Genomic DNA, 15,385 nt, shown 5'->3' with positions numbered 1-15,385 from the left:
GATCTGCGTGCGAATGGCTTGCCGCATCGCCCAGTCGAGCCACCCAAAAGAAACGTACCAGGGACGGAATCATGTGGTATCCCCGCGCGGGTCGTGCGCTTTACGCCGGCGCAGTTAGGTTTTTCTCACTGACACTGCCGGCAACCCTGATCCCATTGGGGCCCACCGGCGCTGTCGCCCAAGTCGTTCTGGGGAGTGGTGACGACCACTACATCCTCAACCAGAACAGCCTGAGCTCCAGTCCGCTAAACCGCAGCCTGAACGACACCTTCGACGGCGGTAGCGGTCACGACACCCTCATCATTCAGGGGCTCTCTCTGGATAACCCTTCGCGTTTTCGCCGCTGGGAAACCATCTCCCTGGAGCAGGGCACCTACCTCACCCTGAACAACAACCTGATGTTCGGAGACGCAGAGCATCGCCCCGGGCACTTTGAGATCAGTAGTGACAGCGCCCTGCTCCTCCCACACTACAGCGCGGGTCTGCTGACCAGCGGAGGCCAGGCGTTGACCGCGATCAATCAAGGCCTCATCGATATGCGCGGGAGAACCGCGAACCAACTGCTAATCCGGGGCAACTATACCGGTGGTGCCAACAGCGCTATCCGTATGGATCTGGTGGCCGGCGGCGACGACAGTCTCTCGGACCGCCTGATCATCGACGGCGGCCACGCCAGCGGCAACACCCAACTCACATTCAATCGCCTCGCCGGCAGCGGCGCGAATACCACCGACGGGATTCTGGTAGTCGAAACCCGCAACGGCGCCACCACCGCCCCGGACGCCTTTTACATGCCCCAGTCAGTGTCCGCGGGACCATATGAGTACCAACTGTTTCGCGGCAATGGCGATCCTCAGGACGACGATAACTGGTATCTGCGCTCCACGCTGCCACAGCAAGGAGACAGCGAGCCAGTACCCGTTTACCGCCCCGAGATCCCCCTCTACGCCCAGGCGAAGTCCCTCGCCCGCCTCACTTCCCTGCAGGAAATCGGCAGCTATCACAAGCGAAGGGGAGAACAACGCAGCTGGTTCGATGGCATCAACGACGACTGGCTGCGCGTGCACCACATGAGCGCCGACTACAACTGGAGCGGCGATATCAACAACCGCTTCGACGGCAACATTACCGGCTTCCAGGTGGGTACCAACCTCTGGTCCGGCCCCACCTGCACGGGGGGCGCACGTGAGATGGGCGTCTTTGTCGGCAGCACACGCGCCAGTGGTGACGTGACCGGATTCGCCCGTGGCCTTAGCGATTACAGCTCAGGGCGGAACCAGCTCACCACCTACCATGCGGGCTACTACTTCAACGACTACCGCCCGGATATGGGCTATTTCGACATTACCGCCAAAGTGGCCTATCTGGGGCTTCAAAGCATATCCTCCCGCGGTATCGGCGATACCGTTACCGGCCCCCAGCTCACCGTCTCCGTGGAGAAAGGCTTCACCTGGCAGGCGTCCGAGCAGATCAATTTGGAACCTCAAGTGCAGGCGGTGGTGAACTACAGCAACCTGAGCGCCTACTACGATGACATTTCCTGGGTGGAACCCGACATGACGCCCGAGGCCAATTTCCGCGCTGGCCTGCGCGCCTACAACGTCGACAGTCAGTGGCTGGATGGCCACCTGCGCCTGTATCTGTTCGGAAACCTGTGGCACACACTTGGGGGAAACGACCAGCTGCTGTTCGACCTGAAGCTGCAAACAAGTTTGGAACGACAGGCAACCTGGGGAGAGTTCGGCGGCGGGGTAGTAATACTGGAAAGCAAATTCGGCAGCGCGTTTTTCAACCTGGGCTACCAGCGCTCCCTCGACAGCCTCAATTGGTCCGGCGGCAACGCCAGTCTTGGCTTTAACTGGGCCTGGTAAAGCGCGTGCAGCAGATGGCAAAGCGTTGATTTGGCAGTAAAAATCGAGTACTTTGCCAACCCGCTTGCAGATCACTGCGAGCCCCGGTGGGGGCCCTTAGCTCAGTTGGTTAGAGCATCCGACTCATAATCGGCAGGTCCTGGGTTCAAGTCCCGGAGGGCCCACCATTACTTCATTCCATAAAGTTCCATATACCCCCACAACCCCTACCATAGTTAGCTTTCCACTCTAAACTACTATTGCATACGTACCATACGTACCCCTAAAGACCAGGGTATAGAGGGGTATATGCGGGGGTACTTCGCCCGACACTACGTTCAGGTACCCCCAAAGCGACTGCAGGCCCTGCCACCACTGAGGTAGCGTTATGGCACTGACAGAACTTCAAGTAAAACAAGCAAAGCCCCGAGAGAAGGATTACAAGCTCAGCGACGGGAAGGGCATGTTCTTGCTTGTGGCCAAAAATGGCAGCCGGTACTGGCGACTTAAGTACCGCCACCCAGTAACCAAAAAAGAGCGCCTGCTCGCTCTCGGTGTCTACCCCGAGGTCAGCCTCAAGAAGGCCCGGCAGAAGCGCGATGAAGCCCGGCAACTCCTATCAGATGGTATCGACCCCAGTGATCACCGAAAGGCCCAGAAGGCGGATAGTTTTGCAGCCGCAGCAAACACATTCGAAGCCCTAGCACGAGGCTGGTTCGCCACACGCATGGGCGACAAATCGGTAAGTCACCGCACGAGGACTCTGCGCCTTCTGGAGCGTGACCTCTTCCCCTACCTAGGGTCGCGACCTATAGCGGATATCACCCCACCGGAAGTCCTTGCGGTACTCAAACGAATCGAGGCCCGCGGCGCCATTGAGACCGCAAAGCGCGCGAAGCAAACCGCCAGCATGGTATTCCGCTTTGCCATCGCCGGCGGCTATGCCAGCAATGATCCCGCTGCCGTTGTCGGCGACCAGCTTCAGCCGACTCAAACTCAGCACTTTCCAACGATTACTGACCCAACGGACGTAGGAAAACTACTAATTGCGATTGACGCTTATCACGGCACCCCGACCGTGCGTGCCGCACTCAAACTATCGCCGATACTGTTCTGCAGACCGGGCGAGCTTCGGGCCCTGGAGTGGGCAGAGATCAACTGGGAAAACCAACGTATCGAGCTCCCCGCCGAAAAAATGAAAACCCGGCATCCACATATTATTCCCCTGCCAAGGCAAGCAGTGGAGATTCTCAGAGAGCTACAACCGCTCACCGGACGGTCCCGCTACGTATTTCCATCCCCAAAAGGCGCCAGCCGATGCATGTCGGAGAATGCCGTAAGAACAGCCCTGAGGAACATGGGGTATGGCAACGAAGTCATTACACCGCACGGCTTCCGAGCGATGGCTCGTACTCTTCTCGATGAGGTCCTCAATGAGCGTGTTGAGCATATCGAGCATCAACTAGCCCACACCGTGAAAGACGCCAATGGTAGAGCCTACAACCGAACTAAACACCTGGACCAGAGAGTAAAGATGATGCAGCGATGGGCTGACTATTTGGACGAACTTCGACAACAGGCCAATAAGGAAAACGTCGTAACAGTCAATTTCAACTCCAGGTAAAAGGCGAGCTTCTTTCCGGCTTTAGCTGATTGTGTAGGAATCAACTACATGGAGTGACTACAACTCTGATTTGGATTTGCGCGGACGCCGCCCATGAAAAACTGGCTGACAAGTCTAATCTCGATCAAAAAAGCGATAAAGCAGCATCCAGACATGGCTATCCAACAGATTTTCAGCGAGATTGCCTCTGGATCTCTGGTTCCCTACTACCTGATCCCACCGCACCGGTATGCGAGCGAACGCCCGGTTGAAACATACCGACTGGTCACCGATGAAGACTACGGTACATCGCTAACTGTCTGGGCTGGAGGTCACGATATCTCAGGTCCCTGCCCGCTACCGATAAAGAACAGCGCTCAGCTTATTGAAGACGCGCTGTATAAGTTCGTCACCGACGGCGGTCCCACCAGTCTAAAAACGAGCATCGACCGGCGCCGCATCGAACTCAAAGACGGAGAAAGGGTTTTGATACCCGCCCGATGGCCCCTCATTCCTGCAGCACTTGGCGAAGAGCGTATCTCTCACCAAACCCTGGATGAAATGTTCACGAGGCAGTATCCCGACGCCGAGCAGCCTTTTATATATCGCGAAGTCGACAATACCCAAATCACAGCCGGTGATCTTATGATACCAGTGGAATTCGTGGCGTCAGCTTCCGGTACACCTTCAGAAATAGACCAAGTACCGACCAGTGAGGGAGGTATTGCGCCGAGGGAACGCGACAGTTTTCTGAACATTATCTGGGTTTTCCTACAACTTACTATCGAGAAAAGCCAGAACCCCAATGCTAACCAGACAATGATCCGTGAAGAGCTAATCGAATTACAGGAAAAGTTCGGCAGTATGCGAGGAGTCTCGCGCGCCAAGCTGGACGAAATATTTGCGGAAGCAAATAAGCTCAACAAACATCGAAAGCGGTAATCCAAAGAACACTAAACTAGCAGGCATCCGCAAAACCCTAGGTAGAGTTCCCCGCATACTACCTAGTATTCACTGATATTCCCTTCCCCCCATTTGCCCCATACATTACGCCTCGAATCCCAACGTAATTTAAAGGGCCGATAGATGAGACCGATTAATCAGAAGCAACCGATCAACCCCCAATTCCTGTACCGTGCATCAGAGTGCGCTCGCCTATTTGGGGTTAGCCTAACTACCTGGTGGCGATGGAGCAGTTCGGGTAAAACCAAGCGAGGAGTTCGCCTAGCGCCGAGAATTATCGTCTGGGAGGGGGAGTACCTACTGGAGTTAAAGCACAAACTGATTACATGTGAAGAAGATTGCTAACCATGAAAGATGAAAAAACCGGCCCGAGACAGGGGCGCTCCAAAATGGCAAAACAACCGAGCAGCGACACGGAAAATAGCGTGGCACAAGGCAGCGCCGAGGAAGAGACTAGTCGTACTACCGATGAATTAGAGTTAAAGCGTCTAGCAGCTTTAAACAAGCTCGATTATGGACGCCAGAGAAAAGACGCCGCCACCAAGCTCGGTGTAACTGTGAACATTCTCGACAGATTGGTAAATGACAGGCGAGCCAGCCAAGTCCGCGAGCCGAACGCCGAAAGCTGGGAAGTTAGCGACGGCATACGTCCGTGGCATAGATCAGTGGAGGGGCACACTATCGCTACGGAAATCCAGCAGCAATTTGATCGCTTTTGCATTCTTCCCGACAGCGGAAGCATCGCATTAACTCTATGGACAATCGGCACCTACTGCTATGACGGCTTCAGCATCTTTCCAAAGCTCCTGCTGTCATCGCCGGTAAAACGGTGTGGAAAATCTACCGTTATGGAGCTTCTTTCAAGCATGGCGCATCGAGCGCTACCCACATCTAATGTTTCTGCAGCGGCGATTTTTCGCATGATCCAGGAGTGGTCCCCCGCACTACTAATTGATGAAGCGGATACATTCCTGAATAAGAAGGATAATAGCGATATGGTAGGGATCATCAATTCAGGCCACCGAAAGAGCATGGCATTTGTAATCCGGGTTGGTGGCGATGACTACAAGCCTCAGCGGTTTAGTACATGGTCACCCATGGCCATTGCCATGATTAGTGAGCCCCCAGACACCATCAGAGACCGATCCATAACCATAACGCTACGGCGTAAGCTGACCACCGAAAAAGTCCAAAAGGTTCCAGTGAGTATTAATCGTAATAACCACTCCCTACGGCAGCAATGTCAGCGCTGGGCCCGTGATCATCAACGCAAGCTCAGTATGGCGGAGCCGGATGTTCCCGCGGTTGGTAACGACAGGGCTGAAGACAATTGGATCCCTCTCCTAGCCATCGCTGACACTATTGGTGGTGATTGGCCAAACCTGGCTCGCCTGGCCATGAGTAGGCTCGAAGACTCTCCGCGGGAAAACCAAGACTACAGCACCATGCTGCTAACCGACTTACGCTCGATTTTCTTGAGCACAAGCCGAGACAACCTATGGACAACAGAGTTACTCGGCGCGCTGATTGCAATGGAAGATCGGCCGTGGGGGGAATGGCGCAATGGCAGGCCTATCAGCCCTCATGCTCTCGCCAAGCTGCTACATCCCTTTGGTGTAAAAAGCCAACAACTCAAGAAGGGCTATGAGAACCGTCGAGGATTCTCGCGCGGGGCCTTCCAAGATGCATTTCTTCGGTATCTCCCCGAAGAGGATCTAGGCAGTGCTACTCCGCTACCAACCACGAATAGCAAGGGGACTGAGGTAGCAGAACCTTAAGTTGAACCAATCCATTAATAACTATCCGCTACCAGGAAAACAAGCAATGACACCTCAGGTAGCGATATAGCGTTTAATAACCGGGAGCATCATTGGTTCCCGGTAAGTTAACATCAACTAAGGAACCTTCCCTATGCCACGTCCGACAATTTTCACAAATGAAATGACATCCCAGATTTGTAGTCGAATCGCCAACGGAGAGTCTTTGCACTATATCTGCGCCGACAGGGATATGCCGTCACGCACGACGGTCCTCCTATGGCTTAGATCAGGAGAACACCCTGAGTTTTTGAACCAATATCTGGCAGCCAAGGATGCGAAGGCGGACTATCTCGCCGACCAAGTACTGGAGATCGCCGACAATTGTGAGGGCGCCGAGCTCACTACTGAAATTCAGGCCGCCAAGCTCAGGATTGGTGCCCGACAATGGTACGCAAAGGTCACGGCTCCTAAGAAGTACAGTGACCGACTGGCAGTGGATCAGAGGACTGAGTATCGACCCAACAAAGAAATGACTCCTGAGCAAGCGCGAGCGATCCTACTTGAGCATGGAATTGATCCCGACAAGGTATAGCTCCACGCTGAGTTCAGCCTTGGTAGGGGTAAAACCTGATAATTACTATCAAGCTTACCCACTAACTATTAGATGTGGAATGATGTCAGAGGCACATAGCATAGAAAAATCGCTGATCTAAATGACATCAGGGCTCGGCCAAAGTATTCCCGTGTAAGCCATCACGAATGCGTGAATTCTATCCGTTGAGGCAGCTCCAGAGGATGAGGTGGCCACCACTTTCAGAAACTTGTTATTAAAGACTGTTAGGAAGAGGTGGTGACTTATCTCTCCATCATCAGAAGAAAAATCTAATCTCCTACCCAAAAAATTATTACTACCCGAAACCGATCCCATAGGCACAATTTCTGAAACTTTACCATTATCACCATCCCCTGCCCTAAGGTTATCATTGGCTTCAGATATGAGGCTCTTCAACTCGATTAAAGCTTGTTCAGATCCGGATCCATCAGGAAGGTACTGATATCCTATATCGTATATCGCTAAGGTTATTTTAATACCGGGGCTTGAGTAAGGCAGCCTGGTTACGCGAGCACGCCCTGATGATCCGATGTCGACAGGCGATCCTGACGAAAAACCACCTAGTGAAAGTGGCGCAGGAACCCCTTGAATTTTCCTCTCACGGCCACCCCCAGCAACAGCCTTCGAACACCCATGCTCTGCTCCATCAGATTCCGCCCTTAGAACAAGCGTTTCTTCAGATAACTCTAATATGTCGTAAGTTTCGGCTAAATCATCTGGATCAAGGGAGTCAATATCCATGTATATATCTTTCTGGCTCCAACTACTAGCAGGATACATTTCGAAAGCGTCTTTGACCTGTGTTAACCGACCGCCTTTTACAGACCATCGGAGGCTTTGCTTGAATTTGAGATCAAATGGAATAGGTGATTCTGATTGATACATCACATTTCCAGTTGAATCTGCGCGACCACCTGCGAAATACTCAGCACTTTCAGTAGCACGAACGCGAGCCCCATCCTCGTCGGAATAATATTCACAGAACCACTTTCCGATTATTTTCGCCTCATAAACTACATCCTCACTGATGGGTATTGCCTCACGATTGCCACTGCGAACCTCATAACTTCCCTTTCCTGAGGACACATCTTCCTCGGGAGCCTTATCTATTGGAGAACACCATTGCCTTCTTTTTTCTTGATTACCACTTCCTAATAGAGAACTTGCGAGCGCACACTTCACTATAAGAGGATCCTCCCATATAAAGAATACCAAGCGCCCCAAAGGAATTAATAACGCCGCGATAGCCAGCCCTAAAAATATGCTATAAAGCTTATTAAATGAGCCCTTGATCCCTCTTTCTTTTTGACCACTTCTGAAAAGTATCGCTTGGAAGGACGTGGAAGATTTTCCTTTCTTACTATGGGCCCGAATATCACGTTCAAACCACTTGAGCTCTTCTTCAGAAAAATCTGTCCGGTTGCGCAGAATCTCCTCCAGTGCGCGTGTAGCTTCCGTGGGAAGCCCACCACGGGCATAGAGGTACATAAGCTCATCCGTAGTCGCACGCGAATACCGCCGCTTCCAATCACTGTAATTCATCACACGTCCCTCGCAATGGCGCTTTATTTATAAATTCTTACGAGCAGTATCCCTTCGCCTTTAGACCTGCTCGCCTCCGCTACCCTGCCCATCCCTCTGACAATACTTCTGCCTGCTTCAGCACCAGATCCACAGCTTCGTCCTGCTGGTCCGGAGGGTACTTATATTTCTTGAGTATCCGTTTTACTAACAGGCGCAACTTCGCTCGCACAGATTCCCGCACCTGCCAGTCAACGGTGGTGCTATTCCGGAGCCGCAGCGTTAACTCCACGGCAATGGTACGCAACACTTCCTCCCCGAGTTTCCGCACCGAGGCTTCGTTCATCTCCAATGCCTCGTAGAAGGCAAGCTCGTCTTCACTCAGGCGCAGTTGCTCACCGCGGTTGGCTGCCGCTTTGAATTCTTTGGCCATGGCGATCAGCTCCTCGATCACCTGTGCGGTCTGGATCGAGCGATTCTGATATTTCACCAGCGTGTCTTTGAGGCGGTCGGAGTACTTCTTGGCCTGCACCACATTCTTGGCACTACGGGTCTTGATCTCGTCCGCCAGCAAACGCTCCAGGATTTCCACCGCCAGGTTACGGTGTTTCATCCCCGCAACTTCCTGCATGAATTCCTCAGAGAGAATAGAGATATTCGGCTTATCGAGCCCCACTGCCTCAAAGATATCCACCACCCGATCGGAGACAATCGCGCTGCTCAAGACCTGGCGCATCCGTGCCTGCTTTTCAGCGTCGGTCAGCTTTTTATCCGATTGCTCCCGCTTGATCAGCGCTGCCCTTATCGCCTGCAGGAAAGCAATCTCTTCCTTCAGCGCTGCTGCGTCGTCCAGAGTCCCACACAGGGCGTACGCTTTGCTGATAGCCAGCACCGTATCGCAGTAGCGCGCCTTTCCATCTTCCTGGCCGAGCACGAAGTCCATCACCGGTGCCATCAGTTCCAACGGCTTTGCAGCAAAGTCGGAATAGTCGCAACCGTGGAGCAACGCTCGCACCACCTCTAACTTCTCCAACAACACCGCTAGCGCCTCGTGAGCATCGACGGTGGGTTTGCCGCGGCCATGGCTCGCGGTATATGTCTTCAGTGCCTCCTTCAATTCGGTAGCAATACCGATGTAGTCCACCACCAGTCCACCGGGCTTGTCACCAAACACCCGGTTCACCCGCGCGATAGCCTGCATCAGATTGTGGCCCTTCATGGGCTTATCGATGTACAGGGTATGCAGACAGGGGGCGTCGAAGCCGGTCAGCCACATGTCGCGAACGATCACCAACTGCAACGGGTCTGCCGGGTCCTTAACCCGCTGCTCAAAACGTTTCAGTGTTTCCTTAGGGTGGATATGTGGGCGGTAGTGGGCTGGGTCCGCAGCAGAGCCGGTCATCACCACCTTGATGGCACCTTTCTCGGGATCGGTGTCATGCCACTCCGGGTGCATAGCGGTAATCGCGTTGTACATATCCACGCAGATGGCACGGCTCATGCAGACGATCATGCCCTTGCCGGGAATCGCTGACTGCCGTGTGGCGAAGTGCTGGACAATATCGCCGGCCACCTGCTTGATGCGGGGCTCGGCCCCTACCACCGCCGCCAACGCAGCCCAGCGTCCCTTGAAGCGCTCTCCAGCCTCTTCTTCGTCTGCCTCGGTCAATTCATCTACCTCGGCGTCGATCAACGGCAACTGGTCTTCCTTCAGTTCGATCTTGGCCAGGCGTGATTCGTAGTGGATGGGCACTGTAGCCCCGTCCTTCACAGCCTGCTCTACGTCATAAACATGGATGTAGTCGCCAAATACTGCCCGGGTATCTTTATCCTCCAACTCAATGGGAGTGCCAGTGAATCCGACGAAGGTGGCGTGGGGAAGGGCATCGCGTAGGTGCTTGGCATACCCGTACTGGTACTTACCGGACTCGGTGAGCCGGGCCTTTAGGCCGTACTGGCTGCGGTGCGCCTCATCGCTGATCACCAGCACATTGTTACGCTCACTCAACTGAGGATGATGGTTCTCCCCGTCGAGGAGGGCAAATTTCTGGATCGTGGTAAAGATAATGCCCCCGGAAGCCTGTGCCGACAGCAGCCGCCGCAGCTCATCACGACTGTCCGCCTGCACCGGTGTCTGCCGCAACAGCTGTCGTGCCGCACTGAAAGTCTGGAACAACTGCCCATCCAGATCATTGCGGTCAGTGACGATGACCAGGGTCGGATTACCCAGCTCTGCACTGCCCGCCAACTTGGCAGCAAAACAACACATGGAAATGCTCTTACCGGAACCCTGGGTATGCCATACCACACCCCCACGGTTACTCCCCTCCTGATGGGCTTCAATGGCGGTCTCGGTCGCCGCACGCACGGCAAAGAACTGGTGGTAACCGGCGATTTTTTTGATCACCTTGCCGCGGTCCTCTTCAAAGATGATGAAGTGACGCAGGTAATCGAGCCAGCGCTCCGGGGCAAAGAGCCCTCGCACCAGTACCTCCAGCTCGAGCTTACCGATATCTTCATCCCGCTCCCCTGTGATGCTGCGCCAGGGTAAATAACGCTCCTGATTGGCCGTGAGGGACCCCAGCCGCGCCTGCTGACCATCCGAAATCACCAACGCCGTATTCGGCATGAACAGATCCGGGATCTGCTCCTTGTAGGTATCGATCTGGTTGTAGGCAGACCAGATATCGGTCTTCTCGTCGGCGGGGTTCTTCAGCTCGATCACCGCCAACGGCAGGCCGTTGAGGAACACCACCATGTCCGGGCGGCGTTTGCGGTGACCGACGACGGTGAACTGGCGTACCACCAGCCAATCGTTGTTCTGTGGGTGCTCGAAGTCGATCAAGCGCACAAACACACCCTCGGTGATCTCTTTGCCCGCTACATCGACGTTGACGCCATCCACCAGTAACCGGTGAAAGCCGCGGTTGGCCTGTGCCAGTACCGGCGCCTCCTGATTGGTAACCACGTGGAAGGCCTCCTCACACGCCACCTCCGGCAGGTAACGGTTGAGCCGCTCGATGGCAGCTTTTAGACGTGGGCGCAGGATCACCTGCTGCCAGTCATCGCGCTCGGCACCGGGGGCTTCAGGCGCAATCGTCTCCCCCTGGATCACCTGGTAACCGGTGTCTTCAAACCAGGTCTGGCAGAGGTCTTCGAGTTGGTCTTCGGTAATCATGCTGGTTCCGCTTGCTCCTCTACATCAGAGGCAAGGCAAAGCCTGTCAGCTCTGAATTGGGAAATTTCGCCTGGCCCGGTGACTTTGGCCAAGTGAAGTACTTCTTCCCCTTCAGTCACCAGTCGATACCCGGGGAACGCGCCGCTGGGCGAACTCGCCAAATCGAAGCCGGTCAGTGAACCCAGCAAGCTTTTGACATCAAAGTTCAGGAGCGCCTCGAACCATTGCTTGGAACCCTCATCACCGCTGGCATACACAATGGATGATGCCGTTTCTCTGGCCATCTGGTCTTCACGGATTCTTTGTGCAATGTACAACCAGCAGGCGTTCTCCCAGCGAACGACAGCCTTTTCCTCAAGCTGGGCGGAAAGCGGCAACCTGGCACGCAGCCTGATCCCGCTGGCATAGGCCAACCAGGTCATAACACCCATGAATCGGGACCACTCCTGTGTGCTGAAGACCGAATCCTCCCGAGCTGCACTAAAGAATTCATCGTTGTCGCGCAGGAAGTTTTTACACAGTTCAGTGAGCAAGTCCCGACATGCAGTAGGCGATATCCAGTCCTCTCCCTTGGCCTGAATCACCCGTTGCATAAACATGGCCAAACCGAGCGCAGAGGGGAGGCCACGCTTTGTTTCCCCATCCAATCCTTTTTTCAGCTTGACGATAGCGCGGTCAAACCGCTTTACGCAGTTCAGCCTGGTCTCTTCACTTCCCAGTAAATCGACCGGAACCATAGCGTCATCGGCATCCACGGCTTCTTCTTCGGAGCGCCCGAACTTATCTTCGATCGAACTGCGCTCGGCAAAAACGCTCACCTCGTCACAGGTTCTAATAAGTGCATCCAAAATGAGATCGACATCACCGGCAACGTTCAGTCGACTCCTGATCTGCCCCGTACAGCCACCGGAACCACCCAGATCGGTCAACAGAGATCCGGGAGCCTCGACGCTGCCCGCTGCCTCAACCCGCACTCTCCGGGCCAGTGTTGCCACAGGGTTACCCCCTCGGCTTTCCTTTTCCTCAAGCTTACTAATGCAATCGAAAATCAGCGCCAGATCAATAGCATCGGTATCGATCGAGCCCAGCGCTTGCCGCACCTTTCGCTCAAGCCCTGTATGACTCAGGCGTTCAATTTCCCGTACATGATGGAGCAAAATCGTCGCGACTAATTCTTCCTCAACTCTGACTTGCACCAGAGACTGTCCAAGAACCCGTTCTGCCGGCACTAGGATGGCGTCGGCACTCAGCTTGAAATCAAGCGGCTGCCAAATTTCGTTGTTGTCAAAGAAGCCGAGACTCAAGCGGTCGCCCCACTCAGGGGCCCGGGGGATAGAGATATCCTCTCCTCCCTTAACAGGCAGCACACATATAACCGCGCTGGCATCCTGGCTTTCGCTCTCCTGCTCCACCGGATAATCCAGAGAATCTACTGTTGGCGCATCTGCTAGCTGGGGCAAACCGAGAGACTGTGCGACATCGTCAACATCCTGATCCCGCCTAACCAGAACGGCCTCGGCATTGCTATTCACCCCTGATCTCAGCCAGGCTGGCGCCGAAAGGTTGGCGCTTCCAGTGATCAGGCAGCTACGCTCGCTACCACGCAAATACAGCAGCTTGGCATGGGAGTACCGGTTCTGCTCATCATCTGAAAGGAGCGCGGGGCTAGCTTCAACTACCTGCGCCGAGTCAGTATTTAACAGCTCTGCTGGTGCTTTGACGAATCGCTGTTGAATCCCCAGATGGAAGGAAAGGGGCTGCAAGGCGGCTAGCGCATCTACAAACCCTAGTTTCTTATCGAAAAACGCCGAGACCCCGTATATCCGCAAACTCTCATTGGGTAGGTCACTGGCAACCTGACTCCAGAGGCTCGGGGTACTTGCACTGGACCAAATCAGTTGTGTGTCTGGCGTCCCTCCTGCCGAATCGGGCTTAAGCCAGCTGGCCAGCTTAGACACCTTATTAGTCGATGCAGCAATCTCCCCTGGCAGGGCAGAACCGTAGTCTTCCAACCAGGTTAAAAATGCGCGCAAGGCGGTGTTAAATAAGGGCAGCGCACTCTCGTTTTCACCTCTTTTGAAGCGCACTACGTTGGTGATTTCCAGGTTTCTGCCGAAGCCGGATAACGTGACGTTATGACTACCGACAGCAAGGAGACCTTTGTCTTTACCCACCAATAACAGCAGCTTCGGGTGAAAAGCGCCACCGCAGTTCATCGGCGCGAGGCTGTAGGTTATACCCGCAGCATGGGGCGTATAGTTTGCCAACGCCTGATGGAGCATCCCCTGATCAACAAACAGCGCCTGATGGTCGATACCGGCGCTGCGCATCTTGGGCAGGAGTACGTTTTCATAGAAACTCAAATCCACGTTAAAGCTAGAGAGCAGGCAGGAGCTATAGCCACCTTTCTTGATTTCTTCGAAAAGTGAGATGCATTCAGCCATTAACCTGCTCCTCGAACTGTCTACCACGGGCAGTGGTGCGTACCAGACCGTTAACCTTCTGCAATAAGCCCAAGTCTGTGAGTATTCTCACCGCCTGCGTGAAACGGGGACTGGTATTGGGAGCAGCGGGCACCTTCCGGACCGTAATCCCCATCTCTCCGGGAATGAAGCGAAAGGTATTCTGACCCTGCTGGCGCAGCTTACGCATCGCCACACGGAGGTGTGCATCGAGGCAGAAGCGCCGGCACAGCTGGGCAAAGCCCGCTTCCGGTGATTGTGCAGCCAACTCACTGCGCCAGACGGCAGGCAACGTATTGAGATTGACGGGATAACCTTGCAGATAACCAGGCGGGAAGGCGAATTCCCCATATCCACTTTGGTTCTCTGGCCGCAATATCAGAGCGGCCAGGATAGTCATCGCCCCTCTGAGCACTTCGAGCGTGTCATCGGGTGTCCCGTCCTCTTTACCCGCCAAACCTCCCACTCGACGCATTAGCTCAATTTCGTGGTCCTCTTCCTGCCAGTGGGCGAGGTGGGGCAAGTGGCTATGCATTTCTTCCAGAACCTCTGCTGCCGTGCGTGCCTGAAAGTTCGACAGTAGCTCGTGGCCCAGGGACTCCCGCCAAAACCAGTCAGAGAAAGCCCGAGTGTTATCCAGGCGCACACCGCTCAGCTCCAGTGCTTTAACCTGTACATGCAGAAGCCCCTGCAGAGCGACCGCGAGTAGTTCATTGCGCTGGTATACCTGCCAGATAACAGCAGATGCCTGTATGGCTTCCGGCGCTTGCAGTATTTCACCAGCGGGGTTACAGCCGGTATAGATCATGCCGCGGAAGGTGTGGGCCTCAAACGTGACACCGGCCTCAGCGGCCCGATCCGCCAAATTACAAAGAAGCGACAAGCTCCGCGCTCGGGCTGTTGTAGCGGCTTCCTCTTCCAGAGACGGAGCATACTCCGGGTGCAAGGCCGTCAGCCCATTGGCAAACACACCGATCAGTTGCTCTGCTTCTTCCGAGGCGCGCTTCAGATTGCAAAAGCAGAAGGCACTCAGCGCCCGCAGCCGTTCCGCATCAATGAGGTCACCTTCCAGCGTGCGGATGAATTCCTCTCCGGGTACATGTTTGGATACCGCCCGCGCGAGGGCTTTCCCGGTCTCTTTGATGACTCGCAGGCTTTTGACCGACTCCCCCCGGAGCAGGCCCAACTCCTCCAGCACGCCGAAATAATACTGCCCCAGCCCTCCGTGCGGGTTTTTGAAGTAGCGAGTACCCGCCTCCGCATCCTGGTGGGCAAAATTTGAGAGTCTGACCGAAGCACCGGCGGCAACCTGTGCGGCAGCCTTATCGAGCGTGTTACTGCCCACCATCGCATCGCCGTGCTCTTCATCATCGTCGACGGTGTGGCCATGGAAGTGCGCAATCATGGTAAGCAGACATTCCGCTCGCCGCAGCCG

The 15,385-nt window shown here is 54.7% G+C and carries 10 protein-coding genes and 1 tRNA gene; 7 read left to right on the top strand and 4 right to left on the bottom strand.

What is annotated here, in order from left to right; translation table 11 throughout:
• Nucleotides 1–71: 71 nt before the first annotated feature.
• From LC059_RS15375 to LC059_RS15345, 7 genes are all read left to right on the top strand, one after another.
• The gene (locus LC059_RS15375) at nt 72–1,871 is read left to right on the top strand and encodes a hypothetical protein (RefSeq protein WP_226704752.1); all 1,800 of its coding nucleotides are present in this window, start codon (nt 72–74) and stop codon (nt 1,869–1,871) included.
• 90 nt (nt 1,872–1,961) lie between these two features.
• Nucleotides 1,962–2,038, top strand: a tRNA-Ile gene (locus LC059_RS15370).
• 200 nt (nt 2,039–2,238) lie between these two features.
• Nucleotides 2,239–3,474 (top strand): tyrosine-type recombinase/integrase, encoded by a 1,236-nt coding sequence (locus LC059_RS15365; RefSeq protein ID WP_226704751.1) that lies wholly within the window; start codon nt 2,239–2,241, stop codon nt 3,472–3,474.
• A gap of 93 nt (nt 3,475–3,567) precedes the next feature.
• Nucleotides 3,568–4,395: a hypothetical protein gene (locus LC059_RS15360; protein WP_226704750.1), complete on the top strand. Its 828-nt coding sequence runs from the start codon at nt 3,568–3,570 to the stop codon at nt 4,393–4,395.
• A gap of 144 nt (nt 4,396–4,539) precedes the next feature.
• Nucleotides 4,540–4,761, top strand: a complete 222-nt coding sequence (locus LC059_RS18145) for a DUF3853 family protein (protein ID WP_226704749.1) — start codon at nt 4,540–4,542, stop codon at nt 4,759–4,761.
• Nucleotides 4,762–4,763: 2 nt separating this feature from the next.
• On the top strand, nt 4,764–6,194 hold the full coding sequence (locus LC059_RS15350; RefSeq protein WP_226704748.1) for a DUF3631 domain-containing protein: 1,431 nt from the start codon (nt 4,764–4,766) through the stop codon (nt 6,192–6,194).
• Between the two features lie 133 nt (nt 6,195–6,327).
• Nucleotides 6,328–6,768, top strand: a complete 441-nt coding sequence (locus tag LC059_RS15345) for a hypothetical protein (protein WP_226704747.1) — start codon at nt 6,328–6,330, stop codon at nt 6,766–6,768.
• A 117-nt stretch (nt 6,769–6,885) separates the two neighbouring features.
• On the opposite strand, the gene LC059_RS15340 is transcribed toward LC059_RS15345, so the two are convergent.
• The 4 genes from LC059_RS15340 to LC059_RS15325 all read right to left on the bottom strand — a co-directional run bounded on the left by LC059_RS15340 (nt 6,886) and on the right by LC059_RS15325 (nt 15,355).
• Nucleotides 6,886–8,277: a hypothetical protein gene (locus LC059_RS15340; protein WP_226704746.1), complete on the bottom strand. Its 1,392-nt coding sequence runs from the start codon at nt 8,275–8,277 to the stop codon at nt 6,886–6,888.
• 133 nt (nt 8,278–8,410) lie between these two features.
• On the bottom strand, nt 8,411–11,488 hold the full coding sequence (locus LC059_RS15335; protein WP_226704745.1) for a type I restriction endonuclease subunit R: 3,078 nt from the start codon (nt 11,486–11,488) through the stop codon (nt 8,411–8,413).
• Nucleotides 11,485–13,932 carry a hypothetical protein gene (locus LC059_RS15330; protein ID WP_226704744.1) on the bottom strand — a complete coding sequence of 816 codons (2,448 nt, stop codon included), beginning with the start codon at nt 13,930–13,932 and terminating at the stop codon, nt 11,485–11,487. Before LC059_RS15330 ends, LC059_RS15335 begins: the two co-directional genes overlap by 4 nt.
• Nucleotides 13,925–15,355 carry a hypothetical protein gene (locus LC059_RS15325; RefSeq protein WP_226704743.1) on the bottom strand — a complete coding sequence of 477 codons (1,431 nt, stop codon included), beginning with the start codon at nt 15,353–15,355 and terminating at the stop codon, nt 13,925–13,927. The genes LC059_RS15330 and LC059_RS15325 overlap by 8 nt, the downstream gene beginning before the upstream one ends.
• Nucleotides 15,356–15,385: the final 30 nt, after the last annotated feature.

Origin of the sequence: Microbulbifer elongatus (assembly GCF_020524885.1) — a bacterium.
GTDB lineage: Bacteria > Pseudomonadota > Gammaproteobacteria > Pseudomonadales > Cellvibrionaceae > Microbulbifer > Microbulbifer elongatus_A.
The sequence above is the reverse complement of the archived record's forward strand: the minus strand, read 5'-3'. Positions and strand labels throughout refer to the sequence as shown.

Bases quoted from the DNA above. Each gene is read 5' to 3' on its own strand.
- LC059_RS15375 (WP_226704752.1), top strand. From the start codon at position 72: ATGTGGTATCCCCGCGCGGGTCGTGCGCTTTACGCCGGCGCAGTTAGG.
- LC059_RS15365 (WP_226704751.1), top strand. From the start codon at position 2,239: ATGGCACTGACAGAACTTCAAGTAAAACAAGCAAAGCCCCGAGAGAAG.
- LC059_RS15360 (WP_226704750.1), top strand. From the start codon at position 3,568: ATGAAAAACTGGCTGACAAGTCTAATCTCGATCAAAAAAGCGATAAAG.
- LC059_RS18145 (WP_226704749.1), top strand. From the start codon at position 4,540: ATGAGACCGATTAATCAGAAGCAACCGATCAACCCCCAATTCCTGTAC.
- LC059_RS15350 (WP_226704748.1), top strand. From the start codon at position 4,764: ATGAAAGATGAAAAAACCGGCCCGAGACAGGGGCGCTCCAAAATGGCA.
- LC059_RS15345 (WP_226704747.1), top strand. From the start codon at position 6,328: ATGCCACGTCCGACAATTTTCACAAATGAAATGACATCCCAGATTTGT.
- LC059_RS15340 (WP_226704746.1), bottom strand. From the start codon at position 8,277: ATGTACCTCTATGCCCGTGGTGGGCTTCCCACGGAAGCTACACGCGCA.
- LC059_RS15335 (WP_226704745.1), bottom strand. From the start codon at position 11,488: ATGATTACCGAAGACCAACTCGAAGACCTCTGCCAGACCTGGTTTGAA.
- LC059_RS15330 (WP_226704744.1), bottom strand. From the start codon at position 13,932: ATGGCTGAATGCATCTCACTTTTCGAAGAAATCAAGAAAGGTGGCTAT.
- LC059_RS15325 (WP_226704743.1), bottom strand. From the start codon at position 15,355: ATGATTGCGCACTTCCATGGCCACACCGTCGACGATGATGAAGAGCAC.